This window comes from Mesorhizobium sp. WSM4844 (assembly GCF_055811775.1).
On the sequence record NZ_JBVVQB010000016.1, the window covers coordinates 16,179 to 41,007 of the forward strand.

Sequence of the window (24,829 nt, forward strand, 5' to 3'; positions counted from 1 at the left end):
CAGGGTCTTTGTCAGGAAATGGGCGCTGCCCATCCACGCCTTCAGCGTTTCGAACGGGTCCTCGACGGTCTGCCGGCGGATGGTCATGGCATCCGGCATGCGATCGAGCCTGTCCTGCATCTTGTCGAGGACGCCTTCGTGTTGCCAGCGCTTCAGGCGCTTGTGCTTGTCGGGCGTGCATCTGGGTTTGAGCGCGCAGGACGCGCCCGAGCAAGTCCGGCGACTAGACTAGCTAAAATAGCGGGCGAACAGCGACACCTGTTGCAGATACGACAGCTGGGTGTTGAGCGCGAAGTTGCGCACCTGCATGTCCTCGCTCATGCGCTGGCGAAGTTGGGTCATGACAAACTCCTCCTTTGTCTGATGGAATGGGCTGCAAGCAGCCACTCCATGCTGACGCAGTCAGAGCTTGCTGTGGACACATGATCAGCACGACAGACGACGCGATCAGATCACGCTGTCGGCACTCACCCTCCTTGCCGCTCCGCATTCGCGGAGCGGGTTAGTCTTAGTCAAGGAATGGAGAGGTGCGCATTACTTGATGTATGGCTTGACGTACGATGCTGGCAGTTGCCCTCTTGCCTGATTGGGCCGCCGGCATCGATGCCATGACCTGAAAAACCTGCTTGGCGATATCCAGACGGATTGTAGTAAACTTCTCCATGGACGGCTCTCCCTCATGTGACTTGCGGCGGCCACAGTATGGCACTTCGATGCCGGAGCGGAGGCCGTCCATACCATCAGGTCACGCCGCTTGTTCGTAGCGCCCGCACGGTTCCATCCTTCTGTGGGCTTTCAACATTTCTTGTCCAGCTTCGGACAAAGAAGATTGCGAATTTCTTCCGTCGACGCCTCCTCAGTGCAAAAGTCGTGTGGCTCCCTAGCCTTAAGTCAAATGGCGCGGTGCTTGCTTCTGAGAAAGCACGTACAAGGCTAGGAGCAAGACCATTGCTGATTCCGCGAAACTCCTTACAAACGCACGAGGAGAGCGTCTCGACTTTCGTTGAACCTCGGCACATGGTCGACTCCCGGAGTTTATCGTCGGCAGCTGCATTGCGCTTGGCTGGGCGGAGAGGGTCGACGCGCCAACGCGTGGTGCTCGCCGAATTGCCGTCGACTGGTCCTCATTAGCATGTGCGTGCCGAAAGTCCGTGGAAGGCTTACGCAAGCCGAGATCGGCGTCTCGCGAGCAATCCTCCACAACCCGCTGAACCAGTATCCTGAATCGGGAATTTTGCGCATTCTCACAGTTGACGCATCATACGCCTATTTCGGTACGGACACTTGCGATCACCATCCCCTTTTTCCTCAACATCAATGTGCATTGAAGCGCCACAAGAGTAGAAGGCCTGCCCCAGCCGCCTGAATACAGTTAGACCAGCCAACCGACCTGATCATTCGGATGGCAAAGACGAGGAGCTAAGACGTCGCCAACATCCGGATGGCAAAGGGGAGGGGCCGCAAGAGCTTGCTATGCCCAGGTCACCTGTGTCAGTGCCAAGCGCGGCGTCCTGTTCTCGCTGCCCCTCGCCTTCACCCGACCTGCTCGTTCTATGAACGGCCAATTTTGAAAGGCCCCTGGGGAGTTTCGAGAAGGAGGGAATTGACGCGACCTACTGCGTGTTCGACCACGACGCCTCCGTCGTCAGCGCATGGTCAAACCTTTGCGTCTGCGGGATGTCAAGCTTATCCCGGACGGCTCAGGCGAGATCACCTGCAAGTTGGGCATCGCTAGCGGTGGATTCGGTATGCGGCCGTGGTGCCACAACGCCGTGATCAATGATGATGTGGTTGAGCAATTGTGTTTCTCAGACGACAGCGAGAGCAACGCTATAGGGTGTCGTCGCCGCAAAACGTTCTTGAAACGTCCAAGACCCGTTAAACCTGAGGCCGACAAAGCACCCATTCTCGTAATTACCACTGCCTCGAAAGTCGACGAATTACACCCGCTGGATTTGCTGGACCTGCGCTTGGCGATCCCATGCGGCATCTTGTGCTGGATATTGGAGCAACGTTCGGATCATGCGGCTGAATGGTGATTATAGACTAGAAGCCTATCGGCGGATGCTTCGCATCCGTCGGTTCGAAGAAGAGGGTATTCGCCAATTTAACGGTGGCAAAATTCCTGGTCCCTTTCACTCGAGCGTGGGTCAGGAAGCCGCTATTGTGGGAGCATGTCTCGCGCTTCGGAACGATGACACGATGACTGGAACGCACCGTTCGCACGGTCATCCCATCGGAAAGGGCGCTCATCTGAACGCTCTTATGGCCGAGCTTATGGGCAAGGAGGACGGCATTTGTAAGGGGCGTGGGGGATCGATGCATCTTGCAGATCGATCGGTCGGCATCATCAGTGAATCGGCCATTGTGGGGGGAGGCATCCCAATCGCGACCGGATGCGCGTTCGGCGCAAAAGTGCGGCGCATAGACCAGGTCACTCTCTGCTTTTTCGGCGACGGAGCGGTCAACCAGGGCACTTTCCACGAGTCTCTCAACATGGCCTCGCTGTGGAAGCTTCCCGTAATCTACTTTTGCGAGAACAACGGCTTCGCGATCACGACGTCAGTAGCGCAAAGCCACGGGCAGCCCGACATCGCTCTGCGCGCAGCAGGCTACGGGATGCCGGGTGTGACCGTCGATGGGCAGGATGTGAGCGCCGTCTACACCGCGACGGCGGAGGCGGTTACACGGGCGCGAGCGGGTAATGGCCCGACTCTCGTGGTTGCCAACACATATCGGTTCGATGAGCACGATTTCCGCTTGGTGATTCCGGGGGAGCCTTATCGATCGATTGAAGAAGTCGAGGCTCACAAACGCGACCGCGATCCGATTTTGCTCTATCGCACTCGGCTCATCGAAGAAGGGGTAAACGACCAGAGCTTAAGAGCAATCGAGTACGAAGTCGCCAAAGCCGTCAAGCAGGCTGCAGAATTTGCGTTGTCCAGCCCCATGCCTCGGCCCGAAACTTTGCCCGACAACATGTTCAACTCGCCCCTCCCAGGACATTGCGGCCCCGCAGCTGGGCAGGACAGGAATTGATCGACATGCAAACTGCTGACAACAAGCCCGCCATGACGCGCTTGACGTATCTCGAAGCGCTCGTGCAGGCGCAGATAGAGGAAATGGAACGTGATGAGCGCGTCGTCCTGATGGGAGAGGACATCTTGGTCTTTGGCGGAGACACAGTTGTTCGGCGTTTCGGAAATAACCGAATTTGGAACATGCCGATTTCAGAAGGCAGTTTCACAGGACTGGCAATCGGGGCTGCCATCAACGGATTGCGACCGGTTCTTGATCTCGCAACTGCCAGCTTCATCTATCTCGCCTCAGATCAGATCATCAACCAGGCGTCAAAGTTGCGATATATGACTGGAGGCCAGATCGACATTCCGATCGTGTTCCGTTGCTGTATGCATTCGGACGGTGCCAAGGCGGCACAGCATGCCGACCGGCCCTATCCGTTTTTCATGAATGTGCCGGGCCTCAAGATCATCAGCCCGACAACTGCCGCCGACATCAAGGGGCTTATGAAATCGGCCATTCGCGACGGCGATCCTGTACTCGTATTCGAGGACCCCCGCCTGTGGCCGCTGAAAGGCGATGTGCCCACAGATCCAGACCATCTAATCCCAATCGGCAAAGCGGATGTGAAGCGGGAGGGGAACGACGTTACTCTTGTCGCTATTGCCGGCGCGATACGCCCCACGATGGAGGCTGTTGACGCACTCGCTGAAGAGAGTATTTCGGTGGAAGTGATTGACCCACGCACCTTGAAACCGCTTGATCATGAGACGATCAAGTCGTCAGTTGCCAAGACGGGGCGGCTTGTTGTCGTAGAGAATGGGCATCGGGTCTGCAATGTCGGAGCCGAAATCGCCGCAGCTATGGCGGAAGAGGCGTTCGATCTTTTGAAGCGACCGATTCTGCGAGTGTGCGCCCCTGACATTCATGTCCCCTTCAGCCCTGCACTCGAGAAGGATTTCTTCGCGACGAAGGAACGAATTATCACCGCGGTACGGCGGCTGCTCTAATATTTCAAAGACGCTGAATTGAGTGATACCAACCGACATCGGATACCACTGCGATCCACCAATTCCACAACTCCGACATGCTCGATAAATGGTGGCCTTCGACAGCCGTGGGCCGCAGCGCCGAAGCCAAGTCGAGTGAGGAAATACCTGCGGCAGTAAAGGATTCGCCGAGCGAAAAGGTCGCAGGCGCTCAAGTGAAATATCCGCGGATCGCTCAGCGTACCTAATCGTTGCGGCTATAGGTCGAAAGTAGGACGAACAAACGACCGAACGGGCAAGGAGACCTTATGCAGAACCTCATGGTGAATGGCGCGGCAATTCCGGTGATCGGGCTTGGGACCTGGACGCTGAAGGGCGAAGTCTGTTCGGAGTTGGTCATGCATGCCCTTTCGTTGGGCTACCGCCATCTCGACACTGCGTCGACCTATGAGAACGAGAGCGCGGTGGGCGAGGGACTGCGATTTTCCAGCGTACCGCGCGACGAAGTCTTCGTCACGACCAAAGTCTGGCTTACCCAGATCGCGCCGGGAGACCTGGAGCGATCGGCCGAGGAGAGCCTGAACCGCCTTGGCCTTGACACGGTCGACCTGCTGCTGATTCACTGGCCGAACCCGGAAATTCCGCTGGCGGCATCCATTAAGGCGCTGAACGCGGTTCGGGATTGCGGCATGGCTCGGCACATCGGCGTATCGAACTTCCCCACCGAGTTGCTTGCGGAGGCGGTGCGCCTATCGAATGCCCCGCTTGTGGCCAACCAAGTCGAGTATCATCCCTATCTCGACCAGATCAAGGTCCATACCGCCTGCCGCGCAGCGGGCATGGCGATGGTCGCCTATAGCCCGCTCGGCCGAGGCGAGGCGTTGTTTGAACAACCGGCAATTCGGGACGCCGCCGAGCGCCACCGAAAGAGCCGAGCACAGGTTGTGCTTCGGTGGCATGTGCAGCAAGAAGGTGTCGTCGCCATTCCGCGCACTGAGCGCAAGGAGAGGCTGGCTGAAAACATCGACCTGTTCGATTTCGAACTTTCCTGCGAAGAGATGGCAGCGATTTCGTGCCTTCGGTCGCGCAACTTGCGCATTTACGATCGCGATTACTCGCCGAAATGGGATGAGCCTGCTTAGGGCCTAAGCTTCGGTAGCGGGTTGGTGCAGGTAAGTCCAAAAGAAGTAGCGAGCAGCCCGCCGCACAACATCTTTCGATGGCCGATCCTGTCAGACAGTGCGCCAAATCCAGGTAGAAATCCTGTCATGAGAAGCGAGTAGGCGTTGACCATCCACAGCTTTTCGGATGTCGAGGCGCCTGGCTGTTCCGTAAGATGCGGCAGGGTGACGTTGAGGACCGTCATATCGATGCCGACAAGGGCGAGCACACCGGACAGGGCGGCCAAGCAAAACCACGGGCGAGGCATCATGATTAGATCCGAAAGAGCGGCTGATGGCAGAATCCGGTGGAGGACAGCGGATAGTGGTGCACCAGAGATCGTCGAGGTCCCGACCGCCCATCCGCAGCGTCTTACACCGTTAGCGCGACTTCATCGGGGACTACGGACAGATGGCAAGGTTCTTCTGACGTCCCCTCGACTATGGCCAGCAGATCTTCCAGGCGGCCAAGAATGCGTGTGGCTCCCGCTTCCTTCAGGCGCAAAGCGTGGGAAGGGGTGCAGTGTCCGCCGCCTACAAAACCCACAGCGGTCATGCCAGCTGCAATTGCTGCCGTCACACCGGCTATGCTGTCTTCAATGACGACACAGTCGGCGGCCGACACGCCCATCTTTTCGGCAGCATAGAGAAAGATGTCCGGCGCGGGTTTACCGTTTCGTACCAACACGGTGGAGAAGATATTAGGATAAAAGAGGTCGAACAGCTCTGTCTTTGCAAGGGCAAGCCCGAGTCGGTTCGGTGCGGAACTCGAGGCCACGCAGCAGGGTATCTGCAGCGCGCGGATCGTCTCGCGCGCACCAGCTATCGCGGTGAGTTCGGAGAGGTATAGTTCCCGAACACGTTCATCGATGCGGGTGGAAAAGTCGGTCGGAAGGGGCGTGCCCAACTGCGCCTCGATCATACGATACATGTCATTGGCTGGAACACCGGCAAACTGATGGACCGCTTCCTCGACTGTGATGGAACGGCCGATACGGGTTATCTCTGCGGCTTCAGCGGTACTGACGATTACCTCGCTGTCGACCAGCACACCGTCACAATCGAAGATGACCAGCTTTGGTTTGGTGTCCATTATTCATACTCCAAGGAGCGGGCTCGACATTGGCCCGCTGCAATTCAAGTTACTCGCGGTAGTTTAGGCATCGGCCGATGCATTACTGTGCTGTCGGTCCTGTTCGCGAAGCCAGGGCCGTGAAGGCACGCATAATGGATTAAAAATCCAAACGCAACGATATTATGGAGTGATTCTTACTTGCCGGGTGATGCCCGCGCCATGCCTTTGGCGTGGTCGGCGATAGCGATGGCCAGGGCTTCGGCAAGGAAGACGGCCCGGGGCAGGGCGATCATCTGTTCACGAAGACCAGGCTGCGGCAGCCGCGCCATTTGCAAGACGGCATTCGAAACTTTCGCAAGACTCGACTTCGGATGGCAGGTAATCGCCAACGAGAAGGCGCCAATGTGGTGAGCTTTGCGCAGGAACTCGACAGTGTCGGGTGAGGCGCCTGATTGAGAGATCGCAATGGCGACGTCCTCCTTTGTCATGGTCTCGGCGGCTTCATGGGCGTAGCCAGCATTAGCGAAGAAGCGGGCGTTAACGCCGCTGCGCCGCAAACGATGAAACAGCACCTCGGCGGCAAGTCCAGAATCGCCGGAGCCGTAGATGTTGACGTGGCGTGCGCTTAATAGGGGCAGCGCGGCGGAAGCCAGTACCTCGGGCTGCACTAGCTGTCGCGTATTCAATACGGAGCGTGAAATCAGCGAAACCGTTTCATCGAGGGAGTTGACGGTCAGGCTCACGCCCCTGTTGGGCTCGCTCTCGAGCTGGCCAACCTCGGCGGCAAGGGCGAGCTTGAAGTCAGTAAACCCTTTGAACCCAAGCTCGCGGCAAAGGCGGAATATCGTCGCCTGCCCGCTCTGAGAAGCTGCGCTCAGTTCGCCAAGAGATTGACGAACAGCCTTTTTGGGGTTTTCGAGGATGTACAGAGCAACCCTGGCCAATGCATTGGGAAAGTCTAGCGCGGTCTCCACTTTCAAGAGAACCGGCGTATGCGTCTCGTTCTCTTGTGAGGAAAGCCGCGAGCTCTCACCGTGCATGGCCATGTCATTCTCCGAACTCGATCAAAATCTGGCTTGGCGTCGCCGCACCGCGTGCCTAATCCTCATAGGGCCAGAATGCTCTACCGTCCAACCGTTGAAAACAACCGCTGGAAGTTTTGGGTATGGCTTTGTCTGCTGGGAGACGCACCGACGGAGGAGTGCGGGACCGCCTGGTGGCGGCGTCAACTCATAAGTTCAGTTTCGCATACGATGGAGCGTTGCGCCAGCTTCACAATGGATAATAAATCCGTAGTCATTGTCATAGAAGTGATAAGAAACTCCAATATGGACACGTCCACGGAGGAGAGCAATATGACAGGATCCGCAGTTCGGCTATCGAAAATCGCAAAGGGATATGGTGCGAGCCGGGTACTTCGAGACATTCATCTGGCGGTTAATGCCGGCGAGTTTATGACGCTCGTGGGGCCATCGGGTTGCGGTAAGTCGACGCTGCTGAAAATTCTTGCCGGCCTCGATCAGCCGGATGGTGGCTCAGTTGAGATAGGCGGCATGATCGTAAACCAGCAGCGCCCGAGCCAACGCAACATTGCCATGGTGTTTCAGTCTTATGCACTTTATCCGCATATGCGGGTGCGCGACAACCTCGCAATGCCGTTGATCATGGCGAATTTGCCCTTCGTGGCGCGAATGCCTGTGATCGGTAGTTTCGTGCCCGGTATAGGCGCAAAACGCCGTCAGGTAAGTTCGGCTGTGAAAGAGGTGTCGAAGTCGCTTGGCATCGAAGCGCTTCTTGAGCGCAAGCCAAGCGAGTTGTCAGGGGGACAGCGGCAGCGTGTGGCGCTTGGACGTGCGATGGTGCGCCAACCTGGTGTCTTCCTGATGGATGAGCCGCTTTCCAACCTGGATGCAGCTTTGAGGACACAAGTTCGCACGGAACTGGTCGAGCTGCAAAAGCGCCTGAACGCGACCTTCCTCTATGTGACCCACGACCAGATTGAGGCCATGACGATGTCCGACAGGATCGCCGTCATGATGGACGGCGCGATTGTTCAAGTGGCCACACCGGCGGAAATCTATGCTGCGCCCGCAGACATTCGAGTGGCCCGCTTTATCGGATCGCCGCCAATCAACATTCTACCAGCCAACATCGGCGAAGCGGGTATCGTTCATCTCCTGGGCGAACGTCAGAGATTGCGGTCGGTCTTAAGGGCGGGAGAGAAAGCTCAAGTCGGCATACGCCCCGAAGATGTCGTGGTGGCCGCTCACACGCGGGCGCGCGGCGCCTCTTCCAGCCACGAAGGTCGATTACGTCTCACTGAGAACCTCGGAAACGAGATCATTCTCCACCTTACCATCGCGGGCGAACAGCAGGTTCCATTGACGGCGCGGCTGCCACAGAGGGAATGGACGACGATCCAGGCCAACGGCGGCAATCCCGATCTTGTCCAGGTGGGACTGCCGCCAGAGCGCTTTCTCGTGTTTGACGCTGCCGGCCGGCTTGTCTCTTCGAACGAGGTGCGAACCTCCAAGCGGCTTGAGGCAGTGTCATGACCGCTCTCACCACTGATGACCTCGCCATGCAGGCCCGCGCAGTTCCTCACAAGTTAAGCGGATTCAACCCAGCATATTTGTTCGCCCTGCCGGCCGTCGCGCTCATCGCGATCGTCGTGTTAGCTCCGATCGCCATCGTGATTCTGTTGAGCTTTTCGAACTACAGCCTTGGAGCAACCGACTGGTCTCTGGTGGGAATTGGTAATTATGCCCAATTGCTCCACGATCGTAGTTTCTTAAATGCGCTCTCAAACACGGCTCTGTATGTTTCCGTCGTGGTTTCCGTGTCGGTTTTGCTTGGCCTGCTCCTTGCGATCCTGGTCCATAGCACCGGGCGCCTGCGTGGGCTTTACGAGGTTGTTTTTTTCCTGCCCGTGGCCAGCACCCTGGTTGCGTTGGGGCTGGTCTGGAAGCTCATGCTGCATAGCCGCATTGGGCCGGTGAATGAGATGATCTCGGCGATGGGCTTTCAGCGCATCGACTTCTTCAACAATCCATCGATCGCGATCTTTGCGCTTGCCGCGATTGGTGTATGGCACCTGGTGGGTTTCAACATGATCCTGTTTCTGGCCGGGCTCACCGGAATCCCGCGGGACCTTTATCAGGCGGCCGCCATAGATGGCGCGGACGGCTTTTGGGATCGCCTGTTTCGCATCACATGGCCGATGCTCGGGCCGACGACCATATTCGTGACAATCACATCGACGATTACTGCCTTCCAGGTCTTCGATACCGTCGCGGTCATAACCCATGGCGGACCGGCGGGATCGACCGAAGTCATCCTCTACCAACTCTACCAGGCCAGCTTTCAGTATTTCGAGACTGGCTACGCCTCGGCGCTGACCGTCGTCTTCCTGATCATCATGATGGCGATCTCGGCTGTGCAGATCTTTGCAGCGCGGGGGGTCCACTATTCATGACACCCGCCAAACTTGACGTGTCTGCCCAAGAGCTTCGCGCGCCGTCCCTGGCCCTGTCTCTCGCCGCTGCGGTCAGACACGGACTATTGCTGATTTTCGCGGCGATCATCCTTCTTCCGTTCGCCTGGATGATCCTTGCAGCGGTGAAGGATCCTGCAGACATCTTTTCCGACCCGTTCTCGCTTGACCCGGCGAAGCTGCACGCCACCGAGAACTTCAGCAAGGCGCTCAACGCCGCGCCGATGGGCCTGTTCATGCTCAACAGCCTGATCGTGGTCGTCGGGGTTCTGAGCGTACAACTTATCACCTCCGTTGCCGCAGCCTATGCTCTCGCGCAATTGAAGTTCCGCGGACAAACACTGCTATTCGGGCTTGTGTTATTTGCGCTGTGCATTCCGGTTCAGGTCCCAGCCCTGCCCATGTATATCGCGCTTGCGAAACTCGGGCTTCTCAACAGCTATTTTGCGCTGATGTTCCCCTGGTTCTTTTCGGCTTTTGCGATCTTCCTCTTCCGCCAGCACTTCCGCACGTATCCCCAGGAAATCATAAATGCCGCGAGGATCGACGGTTTCACGGAAATTGAGATCGTGCTCCGACTCATCGTTCCAAGCGCTCTGCCAGCGATAGCCGCGTTCTCGGTCTTCTCGGTGACCGCACATTGGAACGATCTATATTGGCCTCTGATCGTCGTCAACGTGACCGAGAAGATGACCGCGCCTTTGGGCTTATTGAACTTCCAATCGGCAGAAGGCGTCAGCTACGAACCTCTCATGGCGGCCGCCACCATCATCACCTCGCCGCTAGTTTGCGTTTTCCTTCTGGCGAGGCGGTATTTTGTCGAAGGGGTGACGATGACCGGAGTGAAGTAACTTCCAATTCCGGGCCAGGCGGGACGTCTGCCTCCAGACCCAAGGCGGCACCGCCGCACCCAACAAACATAACTGTTTATTTATCAACTCAGCGAAAGGAATATCGCGATGAGACAAACTTTGACTTTGCTGTTGGCTGCCGGCCTCACGGCTGTCGCCGGACTTAGCACCGCTCCGGCGCGTGCCGAGACCACTCTCGAGGTCGTACATGCCTACGGAGCGTTCCGCGAACGCTTCTACCAGCCGCTTGCCGACGCGTTCATGAACGATCATCCCGACATCAAGATCAAGTTCCGCGCCCCGGCGACGGATTATTATGAGGGGCATCTGGCCGTTGCCCGCGAGGCCATGACCGGACAGACGCCAGACATTTTCTTCGCCGGGATGAGCCTGCTACCTGATCTCGTGTCGACACTGGCCCCACGTAATCAGATCACCGACATGAAGCCTTTTCTCGAAAAGGAGGGCCAGACGTGGGTCGAAGAGAACTATGACGCGAACGTGCTTGAGCTTGGACGCATTGACGGCCACCAATGGGGCCTTCCGTTCAACGCATCGACTCCAATTGCCTACTTCAACGCCGATCTCATTCAGAAGGCGGGCCTCGATTCCCAGCACCTCCCCAAGACCTGGGACGAGTTCATCGAAGCTGCAAAGAAGATCAAGCAGGCCAACAGTGACGTCGACGGTATGCAGATCAACCTGGCCCTCGGCGACTGGTTCTGGCAGGGCATGGTCTACAGCTATGGCGGCACGATGATGAGCCCCGACAGGACCAAGGTCACCTATGGTGATGAGGCCGGCCTGAAGGCAGCAATGACTGTTCGTCGCCTTGTTGAAGAAGTGGCTATGCCCTGGATTGATGAAGATGCTGGCATGGCGCAGTTCGCGGCCGGCAAGCTGGGCATTTTCATCGGTTCGACTGCCGACATCCGTAGCATGGACGATGCCATCGGCGGCAAGTTCAAGTTGGTCACCGGGACATTCCCGATGGGAGCCAAAGACGGCCATGTGCCGACCGGCGGCAACTTCGCAACGATCCTGACGCAGGATCCGGAAAAGCAGAAGGCGGCATGGGAGTTTGTGAAATTCCTGACCAGCCCCGGCGGTCAGAAGGTGACTGTCCTCGGGTCTGGCTATATGCCGACAAACAAGCAGGCTCTCAAGAATGAAAATCTCGGGGAGTTTTACGCTTCGCATCCCGAATGGAAGACCAGCTTGACGCAGTGGCCGATTGCTGTGGCCTCGTTTGGCTATCCGAATGGCAAGAGCATTAAAGTCTGGAAGGCCCAGTCCGAGATCCTGTTCCGGATCGGGAACGGCGATGTATCGCCGGCAGACGGCCTGAAGGAAATGGTGCAGTCGACAGAAGCCATCATCAAGAATTAAGCCAGGTCAAGAACGGGGAGGGGCTCTGCTCCTTCCCGTTTCGCAGTTTCGCCTCCTTCGAAGGTCAGTACAAATGTTGAAAATTATCCACGTCAGTGACACACATATTGCACCCGCCGGCCAGTTGGTGGTTGGTCTTGATCCACACGAGCGCCTTAGGCAGGTTGTGCATGCCATCAACACGAATCATGGTGACGCCGCACTTTGCGTCATCACAGGTGATCTGACTGATCGTGGCGATGAAGCCTCCTATCGGGTGTTTCGCGACATCGTCAGTGAGCTCAAGATCCCATATCGTCTTCTGCTGGGCAACCATGACAACCGCGCCAATTTTCGGCGGGTCTTCGCAGATGCGCCTGTCGATACCCACGGCTTCGTTCAGACTACCGCCGACTTCGGCGACATCAGGTTGATCTTCCTCGACAGCCTTCACGACGATCATCCGGGACTGGGGCGTCTATGCAACGAACGTCTGCAATGGTTGGAGGCAGCCCTGAAGGAGACTGCAGCTGCCGGACGCAGGTCGGTCGTCTTTGTGCACCACCCCCCTTTCTCTGTCGGCGTGAAATTGTTCGAAGAAATGCTGATCGAAAACCCGGAGCCTTTTCTGAACCGGATCATTGCCGATAAGTCGCTGATGCACCTTGCCTTCGGCCACCTGCATCTCACGACGGCGGGCTCCTGGAACGGCGTTCCCTACAGCTGCAACCGTGGCGTCGCGCATCGCATTGCTTTGAGCCTCGAAGACAGCGTCGCCGAGTTCATCCAATCGGAGCCGACCTTCGACGTGATGCTCATCTCAAGTTCAGGTGTTCTTGTGCATCATACTGCGCCGGTTGCGGATAGCGATGTAATCGCCCGGGAATATGCGACGGAAGACGGTCAGGGGCGGCTCGTCATGATATGATATGCGAGCATTGGTGGTACTCAGCCCGCCAGCCATCGTTGAGGCGAGAACCATGGTCATAATGAACCCTAACCGAAAACGTTGCGGAAGGCGCCGCGCCGCAGATCTGTCGTGTGGTTACCTTTCTTCATTTCATCCATTTCGGCTCGCGCGACAGTAAGCCGTTCGGCAGCTTTCGCCGCTTCCTACCCAGGCAATTCAAAACCCGTGCCAGTTCGGCGGTCTGGGATAATTGCAATCTTTTCAAGCGGTTGACCGAAGGGATTCAAAAAATGGCCAAGCAAGTCCGTGTAGCGGACCCGACAAAGGGACAGGTGTGCAACAGCTCCTGACTTCTCGGTAGGCTCTGTTGCAAATATGGCTTTAGGTAGATTTCCGCTGCTGGCGGTCGCTTTGGCTCAAGCCTCTACTTTCTGAAGGCGGCTTCGAGCATTGCTTCCGACATCGTCGCCGGATGTTCCGAGCCACATATGCCTGGAAGGTGTGCCAGGTCGCCCCCCTCCATCGTGTCAAACACCCTGTCGACAAAGACGACAGGCACCTGCCCGATTGCGGACCCAGTCTCTGGAACCGGACTGATCACAGCGAATTTAGAAGAAGCCACGAAATCGTCGGACATCGGACAGCGCGCTTAGCAGTCGAATGACGCGTGAATCCCGCTTCTCGCAGAGAATTCTACCCGCCATTCCTGGGAAGACGGTGGGCAACCGACACTACTGCCGGGTTTGTCGAGTGAGCGACACGGGTTGTTCGGCTTGGTTCCTGCTCCCACCATCATTCAAGTCATTAATAGTATCGAGAACACTTATTCTGAGGCTTTCATGCGCAGTTGGCACGATTTTTGATCCTTCCTCCTGGGAAGGCGGCAGGAGCTGCCGATTATCTGGCCTTGCCGGCGGTCACGACCGGCCAGACCTTGCTGGTGACGCCCCATATCGTCGTTGCGGATCTGATCAGACAAGGCCTCCTGGAAGTGATTCCCGGCTCGCGTGCGCCGAGCGGCATGCTGGCCTATGCGGTCGACCGCAGCGGCAATCCGGCTCTCGCCCGAGCCTTCTGCCGTTGGCTTACCCGGCTCTGCCGGAAAAAGGACGGAGGAGGAGAACACCGGGAAAATCGTCGATCGAAAATCTGCAGCATGCCTGCGGCCGCATTCTCGCCGCCTGCGAAGCCCTTTCGGAAAGTGAGAAGACCTATGAGCAAAGCAAAGCAACTGCGTGAGCGCATGGCCGATCGCGGCCTCGTCCACATCATGGCGGCCCATAGCCCGCTATCGGCCATCCTGGCCGAGGAGGCCGGCTTTGACGGTCTGTGGGCGTCTGGCTTCGAGCTTTCGGCGCTTTACGGTCTTGCCGATATAAGCCTGATCGCGATGACCCAGCATCTCGATATGCTGCGGGCGAACGCCAGTCAGTCGTCTCTGCCGATCGTCGCTGATATCGACACCGGCTACGGCAACGCCTGAATGTCATCCACGCCATCCGCGAATACGAAAAGGCGGGGACGGCTGCCGTCGTGATCGAGGACAAGACCTTTCCGAAGGTCACCAGCCTTGCGGCCGACGGCCGTCAGGAGCTGCTTCGGATCGAGGAATTCCGGGGCAAGATCGAAGCTGCGGTCTCGACGCGCAGCGATCCGGACTTCCTTGTCATCGCCCGCACGGAAGCCTTGATCGCGGGGCTGGGCGAAGACGAGGCGCTGAAGCGCGGCATGGCCTATGCCGAGGCCGGCGCCGACATGATCTTGATTCACTCCAAGAAGAAGGATCCGGCCGAAATCGAGAGCTTCTCCCGTGCTTGGAAAGGGTCTGTCCCGCTAGTCATAGTTCCCAACGCTTATCCGGAACTCGACGCCACGCGCATCCGCGCACTAGGGAACATCAAGATGACGATCTACGGCAACTATGGTATCCGCGCCGCAACGACTGCGATGCAGGATGCTTTCCGGCGGATCATCGCCGATGGCGGCGTAAAGAACGTCCACAAAGACATCGTGCCCGTCGAAGAAATCTTCCGGCTTCAGAAGATGGACCAGGTCAAGGCTGACGAAAAGCGGTTCCTGGCCTGACACTGTCTGCGCCGAGCTGAAGCACTCGAGAACCTGCAATCGCTGCGTTCCCGTTGATCGCGGCCGAGCCAGGCGGTCGTCAACTCGGCTCCATATTAGGATCGTAACGATCCTTGACCTGATTGGCGCTGTCGCACTGCTTCTGTGGGGTTTCTGTTCCGTTGCTACTCAGACCCCAAGAACATCGTGTTTTCCGGTAACATCGTGTAGCTCTCCTCCTACGTAGAACGGCTTGAAATCATCCTCGGGCGATCGCATCCAGCAGCACGTCCTGAAAAGCTGGCGATATGTCCTCGTGCTCGACGAGGTATTCGAAAAGCACTCGGATCATACGCGCTTCGCTCTTGCGCGTGATGATGATTTTACCGCCGTGCTCTCCAATGAAGTCCTTCACCCGCATCACTGCTTGCTCGAGCACGCGGCGCATGTTGACAGTGTTGCGACCGCCCTAACCAAAGAGAAGCCACTGAGCATTGACGTCGAACGCCTCGCAGAGAGCTGGCTCCGCAAATTCGGACGGTGGCATAAGTGGATTTCCTGCCTGACGGCGGCGAGGTTTCTCGCTGCGAATCAGGAGCAGACATGACGAAGAGAAGTCGCCGGACGCATTCACCGGCTTTCAAGGCGAAGGTGGCTTTGGCCGCCGTGAAGGGGGAGAAAACGCTGGCCGAGCTGGCGCTACAGTTCGACGTTCACCCGAACCAGATCACGACCTGGAAGAACCATCTGCTGGAAAGCGCGGCCGGGGTGTTCGGGCCGGACAAGGCGGGGGCGACCGAAGCGCCGGTCGATTTGAAGGCGCTGCATGCCAAGATCGGCGAACTGACGCTGGCCAACGATTCCTAAGAAACGGCAGCACCGACTTTCGGCTCCAAGGGCAGGAGAACAAAGCCGAATGAGAGTACCAAAAGTGTGGGGTGTTTATGCTGCCATGGCGGTCTCCGGTCGATCGGCGTTTTTGTAGACGGCGAGGCCGGGATACCATTGTTCGAACTTTTTTCGCAGCGTCCCGTCGAGCGCGCGGGTTCGGGTCTGCAGCATGAGATGTGCGCCTTCCTTCGACCATCGCATCTGTTGGCGCTTTGAGAAGCGCTTGCCGACGACGACATTCACAGTTGTGCCTTCCGGAAGGCTTTCATCCCGGGATAGTCGGTTTCGACCGCATCGAGATCGTCGACAAGCCACTCGATACAGGGCAGCGCCTGACGGTGATTTCCGTTCCACAGATAGCCTTTGATGCGCCTCAGCTCGCGCGCAGCGTCTTCGGCTTCTCTTGGATTGTGATGCGCCAGCCCTTTGGCGTATTGGCCGAGAACGGTCAGCATAATGGTGATATGAAACCAGTCGAGCACATGCTCTGCGCAGGGAGACATGGCAACCGCCATGTTGCGCACCGTGTCGCCACCATCGGTGAGGAAGGTGATGTCCTGGTTCATCTGAAACCCCTGCTCGCGCAGGACCTCTCGCAAGCGGCGGCGGGCTTGTCGTCGTGGCTCTGGACCAGACCGAAATACCGGTCTTCCCGATCTTCCGGGATCGATTTGCCGACCATGACCTCGAAATGGCTCTGGGTGCTGTCTCGGGCGCGCACATAGCCGCCATCCACCCCGACGACGATCGGGCAAATGCGCCCACATCCGCGGAAAGCCCTCGATGAAGGAGGGGCACTCCTCGCCGAGCTCCGCCTCGACGCGCGCGGCTATGCGGTGAAGATGATTGCGGACCGTCTCAGCGTTCAAAGTAGAACCGATTGGCAAGACATCCTTCAAAAGGTCGACGGTGACGCCGAAGGAGACCAGCGAGGCCCATTTGGTTTCGAGATAGAGCAGTTCGAGCGCGACGTGTTCGGAAAAGAGCGCCGTCAACGGGCTGAAGGTCCGGGTCTCGCCGGCATTGCAAGCGCAGCGGTGAAGCCGCGGACTGGAAACCGGCACGTCGCCGAATGGCGTTCGAAAGCGGATCGATGTGCTGCCCTTGCTCGTCTGTGCTCGACCGCATTGCTGGCAACAGCGCCGCGCGGCGGCAAAGCTTGCCGCTTGCGCCGCAACGATGTGCTCCTGCAGGTGGCCAAGCAGATCCTTGGCCTCGGTGAGCGACAATCCGATCGCCTCAAGCTTGGTCATGGGGCTTGTCGAGGCTCAAAACCTCTTCCTCGGAAGTGCTGCCGTCCTTGGCGGTGATCCACAGCTTGATCTCAATCTTCATTCCCTGCCTCAAATCCGATTTTCCAGAATGTTCGACCAGGTCACTGACAAGGCCGGTCGGGAACTGCTCAGCGCCGCCGTCACGACACGGAAGGGCGAAGTCGTTGGAGCCTTTGCGGCCAACCTGTTGGGCGGCGATCGGCGGCATCTCATACGAACCATTGCTGCATCAGCCGCCGATGCTCGCCCTGGCGAAAGTTTGTTGACATTCCGCCGTGAAAATCCGTTGGCAAGAACAGGCGCGCGGGAGCGGCACCGCTCAATGGCGCATTCGACCTTCCGGCGCGTGCCCTCGTCATCGAGCATGGCGCGATCGTCATTGAGAACAACCTGCTCGACAAAATCCGCCATCGTCCAAAGGTCTTCCATGGCATCCAGGCCCAGCGCCTCGTCGCGACGCGCGAGATGTCGTTCGGCCCGCCACAATCCTCAGGCGGACAGGCACCTGCACCACCGGTGCAGACCGGGTAGCGCTTGCATTTCCCAGGCGCACACCGGTCTTCGACACGGATCTCGTGCTCCCACCAGTCGCCCATGTCATAGACGTAGGCGAACTTGGCGATCGTGCGGAACGCAAAGCTCTCGAGTGTCTTGTCAGGCGGTTCGGGGCAAATATCCGGCGAACCGTAACGAACCGCGCGAATGATGAATTCGAAGAGGTGCAAGCTCTCCCAGCCCATGGCCACCTGGATCCGCCGCCAGACCATCGGGCTCACGCCGAGAAGCCGGATCTTGAGCTGGAGAACGGCCCGTCGGCGTTGGTGATGATGCGAACGACATATCCGACCCCGGCATGTTCGGCGAGCCAAGCCTATCCAGATCGCGGATCTCAAGCTACCAGGACCCCACACTTCTTGGTACTCTCAGGGGCGTTCCATGCAATAGTCCGCTTACCGAAAGGTTTGCGACAGAGCCATCTTCCTCCTTTATTGCGAGGCGCCTGGCCTCCGTGGCGGATCAGATGCCCTCAAAACCAATGGGCGAAAAATCACATGATAGTAATGAGGCGTTTTGAACTGTTGCAAAACAACGGGACGTATTGTCGCGACGCTTGCCTGTGACAGGCACTGGCAAATCTCTCCCTCCCGGTTGATTTGTTCCAGATCGAGAGAGATTGACACATCACTACACACCCTTCTTGCGTTATTTAAAAGTTGTATACCTTCGATTTGCAACCATTCGTAGTGCTCTCCCAGGAGCATTTTCACGCTGGTGCCGCTTTCATATGGCAGCAGAATGGAGAAATATCCGTCATGCAGATAGTGTGCTCTAAGCAAGAAGACCTTGGACTCTCGTATGCTCCCTATCGAGACTTTCAGAGGTGAAAACCGCACATTCATATCTTCTGGTCTTAGATCAAGTTGAAATCTTTTTTGCAACAGTCCGCTGAATGCGAAGTCAAGCCCCAAGCCGCGCGTTTCATATGCACCCAGCCGATAAAGTGAGGGCAGGCACATTACATTCTTCCAAGCACTGTTTAGATGATAGAACGTCTTCGTGCGATCTGGCCCCATAAACTTGTCGTTCTGGAAGCCCTTGAAATATTCCAACTCCGCTTCGATAGGCATGTAGCCATGACGAAATAGAGCTGCGTGGGCGGCCCGCTGCAAAATAGAAAACTCGTGCGTCACACCAGACTTCGTAAAAAACGATCTCGCATCATCGATGAACCGCAAGCATTCATCTTGAACTTTGGCAACCTTCTCGTACTGCCTCTCGCTAAGTTTGATCTCATCGAGAACTGGCTCGCCGTCCAAATCATAGTCTACAACCATTCCTTCCTTGAGGGTGCAACATTGCTCAAATAAATCATAACCCCAACAAGACGTTGTAATAAGTGCTTTTCCGTTCGCCGGGCGGTAAGGTTCGTCGGAAGCCACCAAATAGCGTCCAAGTATTTCGACTTTCAATTCTTCCTTGAGCGCCCGACTCAGATATTCCTGCGTTCTGCCGTAATAGGCTATGTCCGCTAAAATAATGGTATCGCCTTCCTCTCCAACACATCGTCGTCGCGCAGCAACTGATGGAATGCGGTTTGCGGATCGGCAGATTGATGGGCGATTCGTATTAACAATTCAGTTACTTCAGGCGGAAGCAAAAGCTGTTTTGCAGTGGCATGCAAATCATCAACTACTTCGGGGTCAATCCCGCTGATGTATAATCGACATCGGCGCGGGTTTTGAAAGAGGCCGCAATAGCAAGAAATTTGCGGATTCGTACCGGTTTGCCGACGGGCTTGCGCGCATAGGCCTCACACGCGGCTGAAAGAAGATAAGCGTCACGCAACAGAAAGAAGATTTTTACTCGCTTGCCCTGCTGTTGTAGTGCCTCCACCTCGTCCATAAGAAAACGGGCATAGGCGTATAGCACCGGGCCAAACGACATGTAGCCGATCATCGTCTCAGGCGCGTACGGCTGCAGGTTTGCTACAGCAAAAATTGGTCGAAACGGACTATAGCATGGCAGAACAACTGCTCCCGGCGCTGCCTGATCGAGTACAATCAACGACGATGCCGCGTGCTGCAGGCGCAAGAAGTCTGCGACCTCATGATCAAACGGCAGAAAATGCAGCGCACGTACGCCGAATTTCCGCGGCGCTTGAGCATCGGCTACATCATTATCTCCGATGTGAAGTAGTTGCGATGCAGGCACGCCACACTCCTTGATTACAATCTGAAAAATGGCATCGCTCTTCGACGTCCCATAATCGACAGAGCAGTAAATCTTGTTAACTGATCGCATAACGTCCTCAGGCAAATGCCGAGCCAAGAGGCGCCTCAACTCCTCTTCGCGCAAATACGTATCGCTCACGATGATAATTTTGATACCACGGGCGTGCGCCAGCCTGATCAGTTCTACGTACGGTGAGAATGCAAAGCAAACATCCATTTCGGTTCGGATTTCCGCCTCGGCCAATAGCGCCCGTTCCTCACCTGAAAGCGATGTAAAAAGCCGATAAATATCACCGAGATCCGCCTCCCTCGATCCGTTCTCTAATAGCTTCGCTCGATAGGCACGCGCAGCAGCGCTAACGCGTTGGTGAGGAGCTATCCCTAACCTTCGCGCGACGGGCGTATCGGCGAGCACGGCAAAAACGTCCCTAGGTGTCGATGTCTTGCGCCATAGCAACGTATCGAAACAGTCAAGCGAGAGTACCTTTACGGAATCCCCAAAGTCGTCTAGGATTGTCGGGATATCGTGAACTTTTATGTTCGTCCTATGGTGAGTATCACGCATGTTGCTCGGGAGCGGGCGATAGAGGTCGTCTCCGGGAAGACGCGGCAAGATCTCGCCAAATAGGTCATGAGACAACAGATTTTCCAAATGGAACTTGTCGGAAGACTGTTGGTCACCATCGGTTTGCCTTATCTTGGCGGTTAATTTCTCCAATATATGCTGCATATATTGTCTCCTTCGCGCGAGCGTAATCCTTCTGGGGAGAACTTCTCACCTGATGTGCAAGCACTGGCGTCGCTTAACACATCATGAACGTTTCAAAATGCATGCCAGCCGGCTGATCGAGTGAAAGAAGTTTTTTTTGGTTGCTTTTCAGTTGTTTAGGCTAAAACGACACAAGAGAATGGCTAAATAGGCCTTTTGTGCCGAATCCGACAAACATGACAGAGTCGGGGCCCGGGTTCGACCGCCGTGGCACATCCGCAAATCGCAGCAGCGAGTTGCGTGCGTTAAGTTTATGAAGAAATCACCTGATGATGTGGTCGTCCGCCACGGCACATCATTACCAAGGACTCAGGACGCCAAGCACGGCGGGTTTGGAGTATGTCTACCGGCGAGAAGCTGGCTGCTGCGCAGGTGCTAAACCGGCCCGACTGGCTGGCCGAAAGAACTACACACTCGCTGAGGGCATCGAGCGAGGGTTCTGTCGCAAAGATCGAAACGGGACAAAGGATGGCAGGAATCGCGTCGGCGTTCTATGCCGTGAGGATGGCGAATTGCTCTGCGATTGAGGGGCTGGGATTGTAGGCAGACCTCGCCTGCCGTTTGCGCATCATGTGGATCATCTCGATGCCAGACTGATGCGGCACTTGATCCGTCGAGGATCCTGCTCAATGCGATTGTTATCAGGCATGAATAGGCGCGACGCGCCAATCCGTATTTGCCTGCAAGGATGGATCGACTACCGTCCACCTACCGGATTGGGGTGTCGGGAGCACGCATGGCGGGCAGGCCGAAGTATCTCATGAGCTGCGAGTAGCCCGCCGGCTCCCATGGTTGCAGACCTGGAAAGGAGCCGGGAATGAGAAGCATTGCCCTCGATGTCCATCGATCGTTCGCTCAAGTGGCTATCTTTGGAGAACGGCAAGATCGGGGACGCCGGGCGGGTCGATCTCGAACGCAGCCGCCCGTTGCAATTTGCCGGGGAGCTCAAGCCGGACGACGAGATTGTCCTTGAGGCGACGGGCAATACGAGTGCGATCGTCCGCTTGCTCTCACCTTTTGCGGCGCGGGTGGTCATAGCCAATCCGATCCTGGTCCGAGCCATCGCCTGGGCCAAGGTCAAGACCGACAAGATTGATGCGGCGGTGCTGGCCAAGCTCCATGCGAGCGGCTTTCTGCCTGAAGTGTAGATGCCGGACGAGGAAACCGAGACGCGCCGTCGCGTGGTGGCCGAACGAACACAACTCGTCTCCCAGATGACCCGCCTCAAGAACCGGATCCATTCGGTTCTGCACGCCAACCTGATCCCGCCTTACAAAGGCACGCTGTTCTCGAAGCGCGGCAGGGCTTGGCTGGAGGCCCAGCCGCTTGCCGAGGATCAGCGGCGTGTCGTCCTTCGCCATGCCGGCGAACTCGACCGCCTTGGTGGCGAGCTTGCACAAGTCGACAAGAGCCTCGCGCAAATGGCGCTCCAGGAGCCCCGCGTCAAGCGGCTGATGACGATCACCGGCGTGAATGTCACGGTCGCGCTGAGCGTCGTGGCGGCCGTTGGCGACATCGAACGGTTCTCATCGCCGGAAAAGCTCGTCAGCTACTTCGGGCTCAACCCGCGGGTCCGGCAGTCCGGTGACAAGCCGGCCTACCACGGTCGGATCACCAAACAAGGCCGGGCCCATGCACGATCGATGCTGGTCGAGGCGGCGTGGGTCATTTCCGGTGTGCCTGGTCCGCTGCGCGCCTTCTTCATGCGCATCCGGGACAAGCGCGGCAAACACGTTGCCGCGGTCGCGACGGCCCGCAAGCTGGCGGTCATCGTCTGGCACATGCTGACCAAGGACGAGGACTACATCTGGAGCCGCTCGGCGCTCCTGGATTGGAAGCTTCGAAGGCTGGAATTGACCGCCGGCTATCCGTCTCGTCGCGGCGGCAGGGCAAAGGGATCTGCCGCCGCCTACAGCAACAAGTCGGTGCGCGACAGCGAGCGTGAGATGATCGGCAACGCCGAGGAAGCCTACCGTCGCTTCGTCGCTACCTGGAAACAGAAATCACCGAGTGGGCGCCCGGGTGCCGCCAATGAGGTGCGACAAACTTAGGCTGCGCGACAGGGTTGCAACCTCGGACCTGTGCTTCGCCACGGGGTCACCCGAGCCGCGACAGAATAGCAAAATCAGCTTCGCCGATCCTCCCGATGACGGCGAATGATAGCGACGTGCTCGCTCCGTCAAGGCCAAGCCGCGCATATCGCGCGGTGGTCTGCCGGCCAGCCCTGACCTCGCTGCGCGCGACGCTTTCTCGCCCGTCTGTCGAGCAGAACGCCCTGAACGAACGCCCAAGAGGCAACTTCCTGGACATCCGAACAAGACCGCCCTTGCCAAATACATCCGTGAGGTACTGGCTTTGGCGGGTGCGGATCGGCTTCAGCGATCGCCGCGATCGATTCCGCAGACGGTGTTCGGCGTCGCAGGAAAGGATCGCCTCATGATTGGTCGGGCTGCCGCCAACGATGACGACGGGATCTTGGCCTTCACCGATGAAGGCATCGAGGAGGTCAAACTCCTCCTCGAACAATATATCGCGTCTCCCCATCGAAAGCTTGACCCCGGCACCGCGGTGCTCAGGTGCTCATGGCCACCGGATATGCACGTCTGCGGTCTTCACCGGATGCATACACCACGCGCGACGGCGCTTCAGGATGTCGGGACGATCCTGCTCCAGTGCATGTGCGGACTTTTTTTGAACGACCAGCCGTGCCGGCCAAGCCAGGCGCTTAACTCTAAGGCGCTGCGACTGATCCGAGCCGATTGCTCGACCACCAACCGCGCCACCATCTCGTTCAGCGTGATGTCTTTGCGTTCATCGATCAGCCCGACAATGAAGACTTCATGCGCATCGAGGCTGGACGCGCGCGGCGGCTTTGCTGCCTCAGCGCCAGTTCGCCGATCTTTGCCCTGGCGATTCAACGGATGCGCTCGATACACCGCGCCGCAGCCTGCCGCGCCGACATGCCGCCGTCCGAAGCCTTCAGGATTCGGGTCGAAGATCTTCGCTCAGTGCTCTTCCCATCATCCACCTCATGAAATGGATGTTGAATCACTTGCGAACGCCGTCGTCACCTCACAATTGATTCACCGATCACAGGACGTGCTCTAGCGGATTAATGTGCAAGCGATTTTGCGCGACACTTCAGATGATGTCGGGGGCGAGGGACCACTGTGCCGCTTGGTCCCTCGCCGAATCCTCTGGGAGGCTCCTTGAGGATCAGAGATGCTATCCCCATCACGTATTCAGGTGTTTCCTTGAAACAAGGGACACCACTCGTCGAGAAACCTCCGTTAGCTGTGTTTCTCTTTCAGCTTTGAGAAAAAGTCTTTAAGAATTGGATCGCGATGAATCCGGTAGACGTAGCGGATGGGATGCCGCGTTCGGTCGACGCTCCATGTCAACTGATCGGTGAGCACCGGCGTATGCGTTACTACGGTTTCGCACCAATCGGGATTGAGCAGCCAAGCAACAGGCGCCATGTCCCAAAGTTGCTTCGACCAGCCGACGTGATCATCGGACAACTCCTTAAACCTCTGGGCGAGGAATTGGCCAATATCGCCATACGGCTCTACATGCCGCTCGATCTCCGGGACGGTACTCAAAAGATGGGAAACAACGCCCAGGCAAGGAAGGAGCACGAGCGGAACACCGCTATCAAGGAGGACCTGAGATCCGCCTAAATCCTGGCACAGATTAAATTCGTTGGTGTCTGGCCATTCCAAAGCATTACCAGCCAGCCACACAACGACGATTTTATCGCTGATGTCTGGTGCCTTGATAAGGGCAGACGCGACGTTGCTGATCGCTGCGATTGCCACAACGTAAAGCGGATCTTCCGGCGAACTTGCTCGCGCCCGCTTGATCAAATCATCGACGGCTGGCGCTTCACGAACCGTCTTCTGCGGACCTACGTAGTCCGTAACGCCTCTGAAAACCAACCCCTCTGGCCGAACTTGCATACGTTCCAGCACCCGAACGATCTCCTCATGGCTCAATTCCATACCATGGCCAGGGCTTTCCGAGCGGTCGCTGGGAAAAAACGGCGCGAGAAAGAACGGTGCCGCATAAATCGCCTGCAGGTCCAGACGGTCAGATGACAGTAACATCTGCACGATGGCGAACTGATCATCGATTTCATTGTAGGTGTCGGTATCAAGAACGCACCGTACCCGTCCTGAGGGGGGGGCAGCATTTGTAGGCGTTCAGCGTAACTAAGGCTCGTCATCCGTTGT

At 57.3% G+C, this 24,829-nt stretch carries 20 protein-coding genes and 9 pseudogenes; 14 read left to right on the plus strand and 15 right to left on the minus strand.

Features of this window, described 5'->3' with window-relative positions; genetic code table 11:
* From AC0L2A_RS15140 to AC0L2A_RS15150, 3 genes and pseudogenes are all read right to left on the minus strand, one after another.
* Window positions 1-201: pseudogene (locus tag AC0L2A_RS15140) on the minus strand (IS5/IS1182 family transposase); the annotation flags it as partial.
* Between the two features lie 33 nt (window positions 202-234).
* A pseudogene (locus tag AC0L2A_RS15145) lies at window positions 235-342 on the minus strand (integrase); the annotation flags it as partial.
* Window positions 343-508: 166 nt separating this feature from the next.
* A complete protein-coding gene (locus tag AC0L2A_RS15150; protein WP_287335748.1) occupies window positions 509-664 on the minus strand; it encodes a hypothetical protein in 156 nt (51 codons plus the stop codon).
* Between the two features lie 988 nt (window positions 665-1,652).
* Between AC0L2A_RS15150 and AC0L2A_RS15155 the strand changes: the two genes are divergently transcribed.
* The 4 genes from AC0L2A_RS15155 (at window position 1,653) to AC0L2A_RS15170 (ending at window position 5,152) form a co-directional block, all read left to right on the plus strand.
* The gene (locus tag AC0L2A_RS15155) at window positions 1,653-2,039 is read left to right on the plus strand and encodes a hypothetical protein (RefSeq protein ID WP_473609450.1); all 387 of its coding nucleotides are present in this window, start codon (window positions 1,653-1,655) and stop codon (window positions 2,037-2,039) included.
* A 25-nt stretch (window positions 2,040-2,064) separates the two neighbouring features.
* The gene (locus tag AC0L2A_RS15160; protein ID WP_473609451.1) at window positions 2,065-3,039 is read left to right on the plus strand and encodes a thiamine pyrophosphate-dependent dehydrogenase E1 component subunit alpha; all 975 of its coding nucleotides are present in this window, start codon (window positions 2,065-2,067) and stop codon (window positions 3,037-3,039) included.
* A 5-nt stretch (window positions 3,040-3,044) separates the two neighbouring features.
* Window positions 3,045-4,031: an alpha-ketoacid dehydrogenase subunit beta gene (locus AC0L2A_RS15165; RefSeq protein ID WP_473609516.1), complete on the plus strand. Its 987-nt coding sequence runs from the start codon at window positions 3,045-3,047 to the stop codon at window positions 4,029-4,031.
* A 287-nt stretch (window positions 4,032-4,318) separates the two neighbouring features.
* Window positions 4,319-5,152: an aldo/keto reductase gene (locus AC0L2A_RS15170; protein WP_077378714.1), complete on the plus strand. Its 834-nt coding sequence runs from the start codon at window positions 4,319-4,321 to the stop codon at window positions 5,150-5,152.
* Here AC0L2A_RS15170 and AC0L2A_RS15175 read toward each other — a convergent pair.
* From AC0L2A_RS15175 to AC0L2A_RS15185, 3 genes are all read right to left on the minus strand, one after another.
* On the minus strand, window positions 5,149-5,442 hold the full coding sequence (locus AC0L2A_RS15175; protein ID WP_473609452.1) for an MFS transporter: 294 nt from the start codon (window positions 5,440-5,442) through the stop codon (window positions 5,149-5,151). The genes AC0L2A_RS15170 and AC0L2A_RS15175 overlap by 4 nt on opposite strands.
* A gap of 101 nt (window positions 5,443-5,543) precedes the next feature.
* The gene (locus tag AC0L2A_RS15180) at window positions 5,544-6,263 is read right to left on the minus strand and encodes an HAD family hydrolase (protein ID WP_473609454.1); all 720 of its coding nucleotides are present in this window, start codon (window positions 6,261-6,263) and stop codon (window positions 5,544-5,546) included.
* A gap of 176 nt (window positions 6,264-6,439) precedes the next feature.
* Complete coding sequence (locus AC0L2A_RS15185; RefSeq protein ID WP_473609455.1) at window positions 6,440-7,291, minus strand: MurR/RpiR family transcriptional regulator; 852 nt, start codon at window positions 7,289-7,291, stop codon at window positions 6,440-6,442.
* Window positions 7,292-7,600: 309 nt separating this feature from the next.
* On the opposite strand from AC0L2A_RS15185, the gene AC0L2A_RS15190 reads away from it, so the two are divergent.
* The 8 genes and pseudogenes from AC0L2A_RS15190 (at window position 7,601) to AC0L2A_RS15225 (ending at window position 14,952) form a co-directional block, all read left to right on the plus strand.
* Window positions 7,601-8,800: an ABC transporter ATP-binding protein gene (locus AC0L2A_RS15190; protein WP_473609457.1), complete on the plus strand. Its 1,200-nt coding sequence runs from the start codon at window positions 7,601-7,603 to the stop codon at window positions 8,798-8,800.
* Window positions 8,797-9,720, plus strand: a complete 924-nt coding sequence (locus AC0L2A_RS15195) for a carbohydrate ABC transporter permease (protein WP_473609458.1) — start codon at window positions 8,797-8,799, stop codon at window positions 9,718-9,720. The genes AC0L2A_RS15190 and AC0L2A_RS15195 overlap by 4 nt, the downstream gene beginning before the upstream one ends.
* Window positions 9,717-10,589 carry a carbohydrate ABC transporter permease gene (locus AC0L2A_RS15200; RefSeq protein ID WP_473609459.1) on the plus strand — a complete coding sequence of 291 codons (873 nt, stop codon included), beginning with the start codon at window positions 9,717-9,719 and terminating at the stop codon, window positions 10,587-10,589. The genes AC0L2A_RS15195 and AC0L2A_RS15200 overlap by 4 nt, the downstream gene beginning before the upstream one ends.
* Before the next feature lie 108 nt (window positions 10,590-10,697).
* Window positions 10,698-11,978, plus strand: coding sequence for an ABC transporter substrate-binding protein (locus tag AC0L2A_RS15205; RefSeq protein ID WP_473609460.1), 1,281 nt, complete (start codon window positions 10,698-10,700; stop codon window positions 11,976-11,978).
* Between the two features lie 73 nt (window positions 11,979-12,051).
* Window positions 12,052-12,885 (plus strand): phosphodiesterase, encoded by an 834-nt coding sequence (locus AC0L2A_RS15210; RefSeq protein WP_473609461.1) that lies wholly within the window; start codon window positions 12,052-12,054, stop codon window positions 12,883-12,885.
* A gap of 880 nt (window positions 12,886-13,765) precedes the next feature.
* A pseudogene (locus AC0L2A_RS15215) lies at window positions 13,766-13,972 on the plus strand (LysR family transcriptional regulator); the annotation flags it as partial.
* Between the two features lie 108 nt (window positions 13,973-14,080).
* Window positions 14,081-14,350: an isocitrate lyase/phosphoenolpyruvate mutase family protein gene (locus tag AC0L2A_RS15220; protein WP_473609517.1), complete on the plus strand. Its 270-nt coding sequence runs from the start codon at window positions 14,081-14,083 to the stop codon at window positions 14,348-14,350.
* A 50-nt stretch (window positions 14,351-14,400) separates the two neighbouring features.
* Window positions 14,401-14,952 carry an isocitrate lyase/phosphoenolpyruvate mutase family protein gene (locus tag AC0L2A_RS15225; RefSeq protein WP_473609462.1) on the plus strand — a complete coding sequence of 184 codons (552 nt, stop codon included), beginning with the start codon at window positions 14,401-14,403 and terminating at the stop codon, window positions 14,950-14,952.
* A gap of 238 nt (window positions 14,953-15,190) precedes the next feature.
* Here AC0L2A_RS15225 and AC0L2A_RS15230 read toward each other — a convergent pair whose 3' ends face one another.
* Window positions 15,191-15,379, minus strand: a complete 189-nt coding sequence (locus AC0L2A_RS15230) for a hypothetical protein (RefSeq protein ID WP_473609463.1) — start codon at window positions 15,377-15,379, stop codon at window positions 15,191-15,193.
* Between the two features lie 155 nt (window positions 15,380-15,534).
* Here AC0L2A_RS15230 and AC0L2A_RS15235 point away from each other — a divergent pair.
* A pseudogene (locus tag AC0L2A_RS15235) lies at window positions 15,535-15,792 on the plus strand (transposase); the annotation flags it as partial.
* An 81-nt stretch (window positions 15,793-15,873) separates the two neighbouring features.
* Here the strand turns inward: AC0L2A_RS15235 and AC0L2A_RS15240 are convergent.
* From AC0L2A_RS15240 to AC0L2A_RS15260, 5 genes and pseudogenes are all read right to left on the minus strand, one after another.
* Window positions 15,874-17,157, minus strand: a pseudogene (locus tag AC0L2A_RS15240) (ISKra4 family transposase).
* A 148-nt stretch (window positions 17,158-17,305) separates the two neighbouring features.
* Window positions 17,306-17,863 (minus strand): plasmid pRiA4b ORF-3 family protein, encoded by a 558-nt coding sequence (locus AC0L2A_RS15245; RefSeq protein WP_473609464.1) that lies wholly within the window; start codon window positions 17,861-17,863, stop codon window positions 17,306-17,308.
* 219 nt (window positions 17,864-18,082) lie between these two features.
* Window positions 18,083-19,066, minus strand: coding sequence for a hypothetical protein (locus tag AC0L2A_RS15250; RefSeq protein ID WP_473609465.1), 984 nt, complete (start codon window positions 19,064-19,066; stop codon window positions 18,083-18,085).
* 220 nt (window positions 19,067-19,286) lie between these two features.
* Window positions 19,287-20,558 carry an HAD family hydrolase gene (locus AC0L2A_RS15255; protein ID WP_473609466.1) on the minus strand — a complete coding sequence of 424 codons (1,272 nt, stop codon included), beginning with the start codon at window positions 20,556-20,558 and terminating at the stop codon, window positions 19,287-19,289.
* Window positions 20,559-21,088: 530 nt separating this feature from the next.
* A pseudogene (locus tag AC0L2A_RS15260) lies at window positions 21,089-21,237 on the minus strand (IS6 family transposase); the annotation flags it as partial.
* Window positions 21,238-21,414: 177 nt separating this feature from the next.
* On the opposite strand from AC0L2A_RS15260, the pseudogene AC0L2A_RS15265 reads away from it, so the two are divergent.
* Window positions 21,415-22,648: pseudogene (locus AC0L2A_RS15265) on the plus strand (IS110 family RNA-guided transposase).
* A gap of 286 nt (window positions 22,649-22,934) precedes the next feature.
* Here the strand turns inward: AC0L2A_RS15265 and AC0L2A_RS15270 are convergent.
* The 3 genes and pseudogenes from AC0L2A_RS15270 to AC0L2A_RS15280 all read right to left on the minus strand — a co-directional run.
* Window positions 22,935-23,051, minus strand: a pseudogene (locus AC0L2A_RS15270) (IS6 family transposase); the annotation flags it as partial.
* A 174-nt stretch (window positions 23,052-23,225) separates the two neighbouring features.
* Window positions 23,226-23,618 (minus strand): annotated as a pseudogene (locus AC0L2A_RS15275) (COG3415 family protein); the annotation flags it as partial.
* A gap of 269 nt (window positions 23,619-23,887) precedes the next feature.
* Window positions 23,888-24,703: a nucleoside hydrolase gene (locus AC0L2A_RS15280; RefSeq protein ID WP_473609518.1), complete on the minus strand. Its 816-nt coding sequence runs from the start codon at window positions 24,701-24,703 to the stop codon at window positions 23,888-23,890.
* Between the last annotated feature and the right edge of the window lie 126 nt (window positions 24,704-24,829).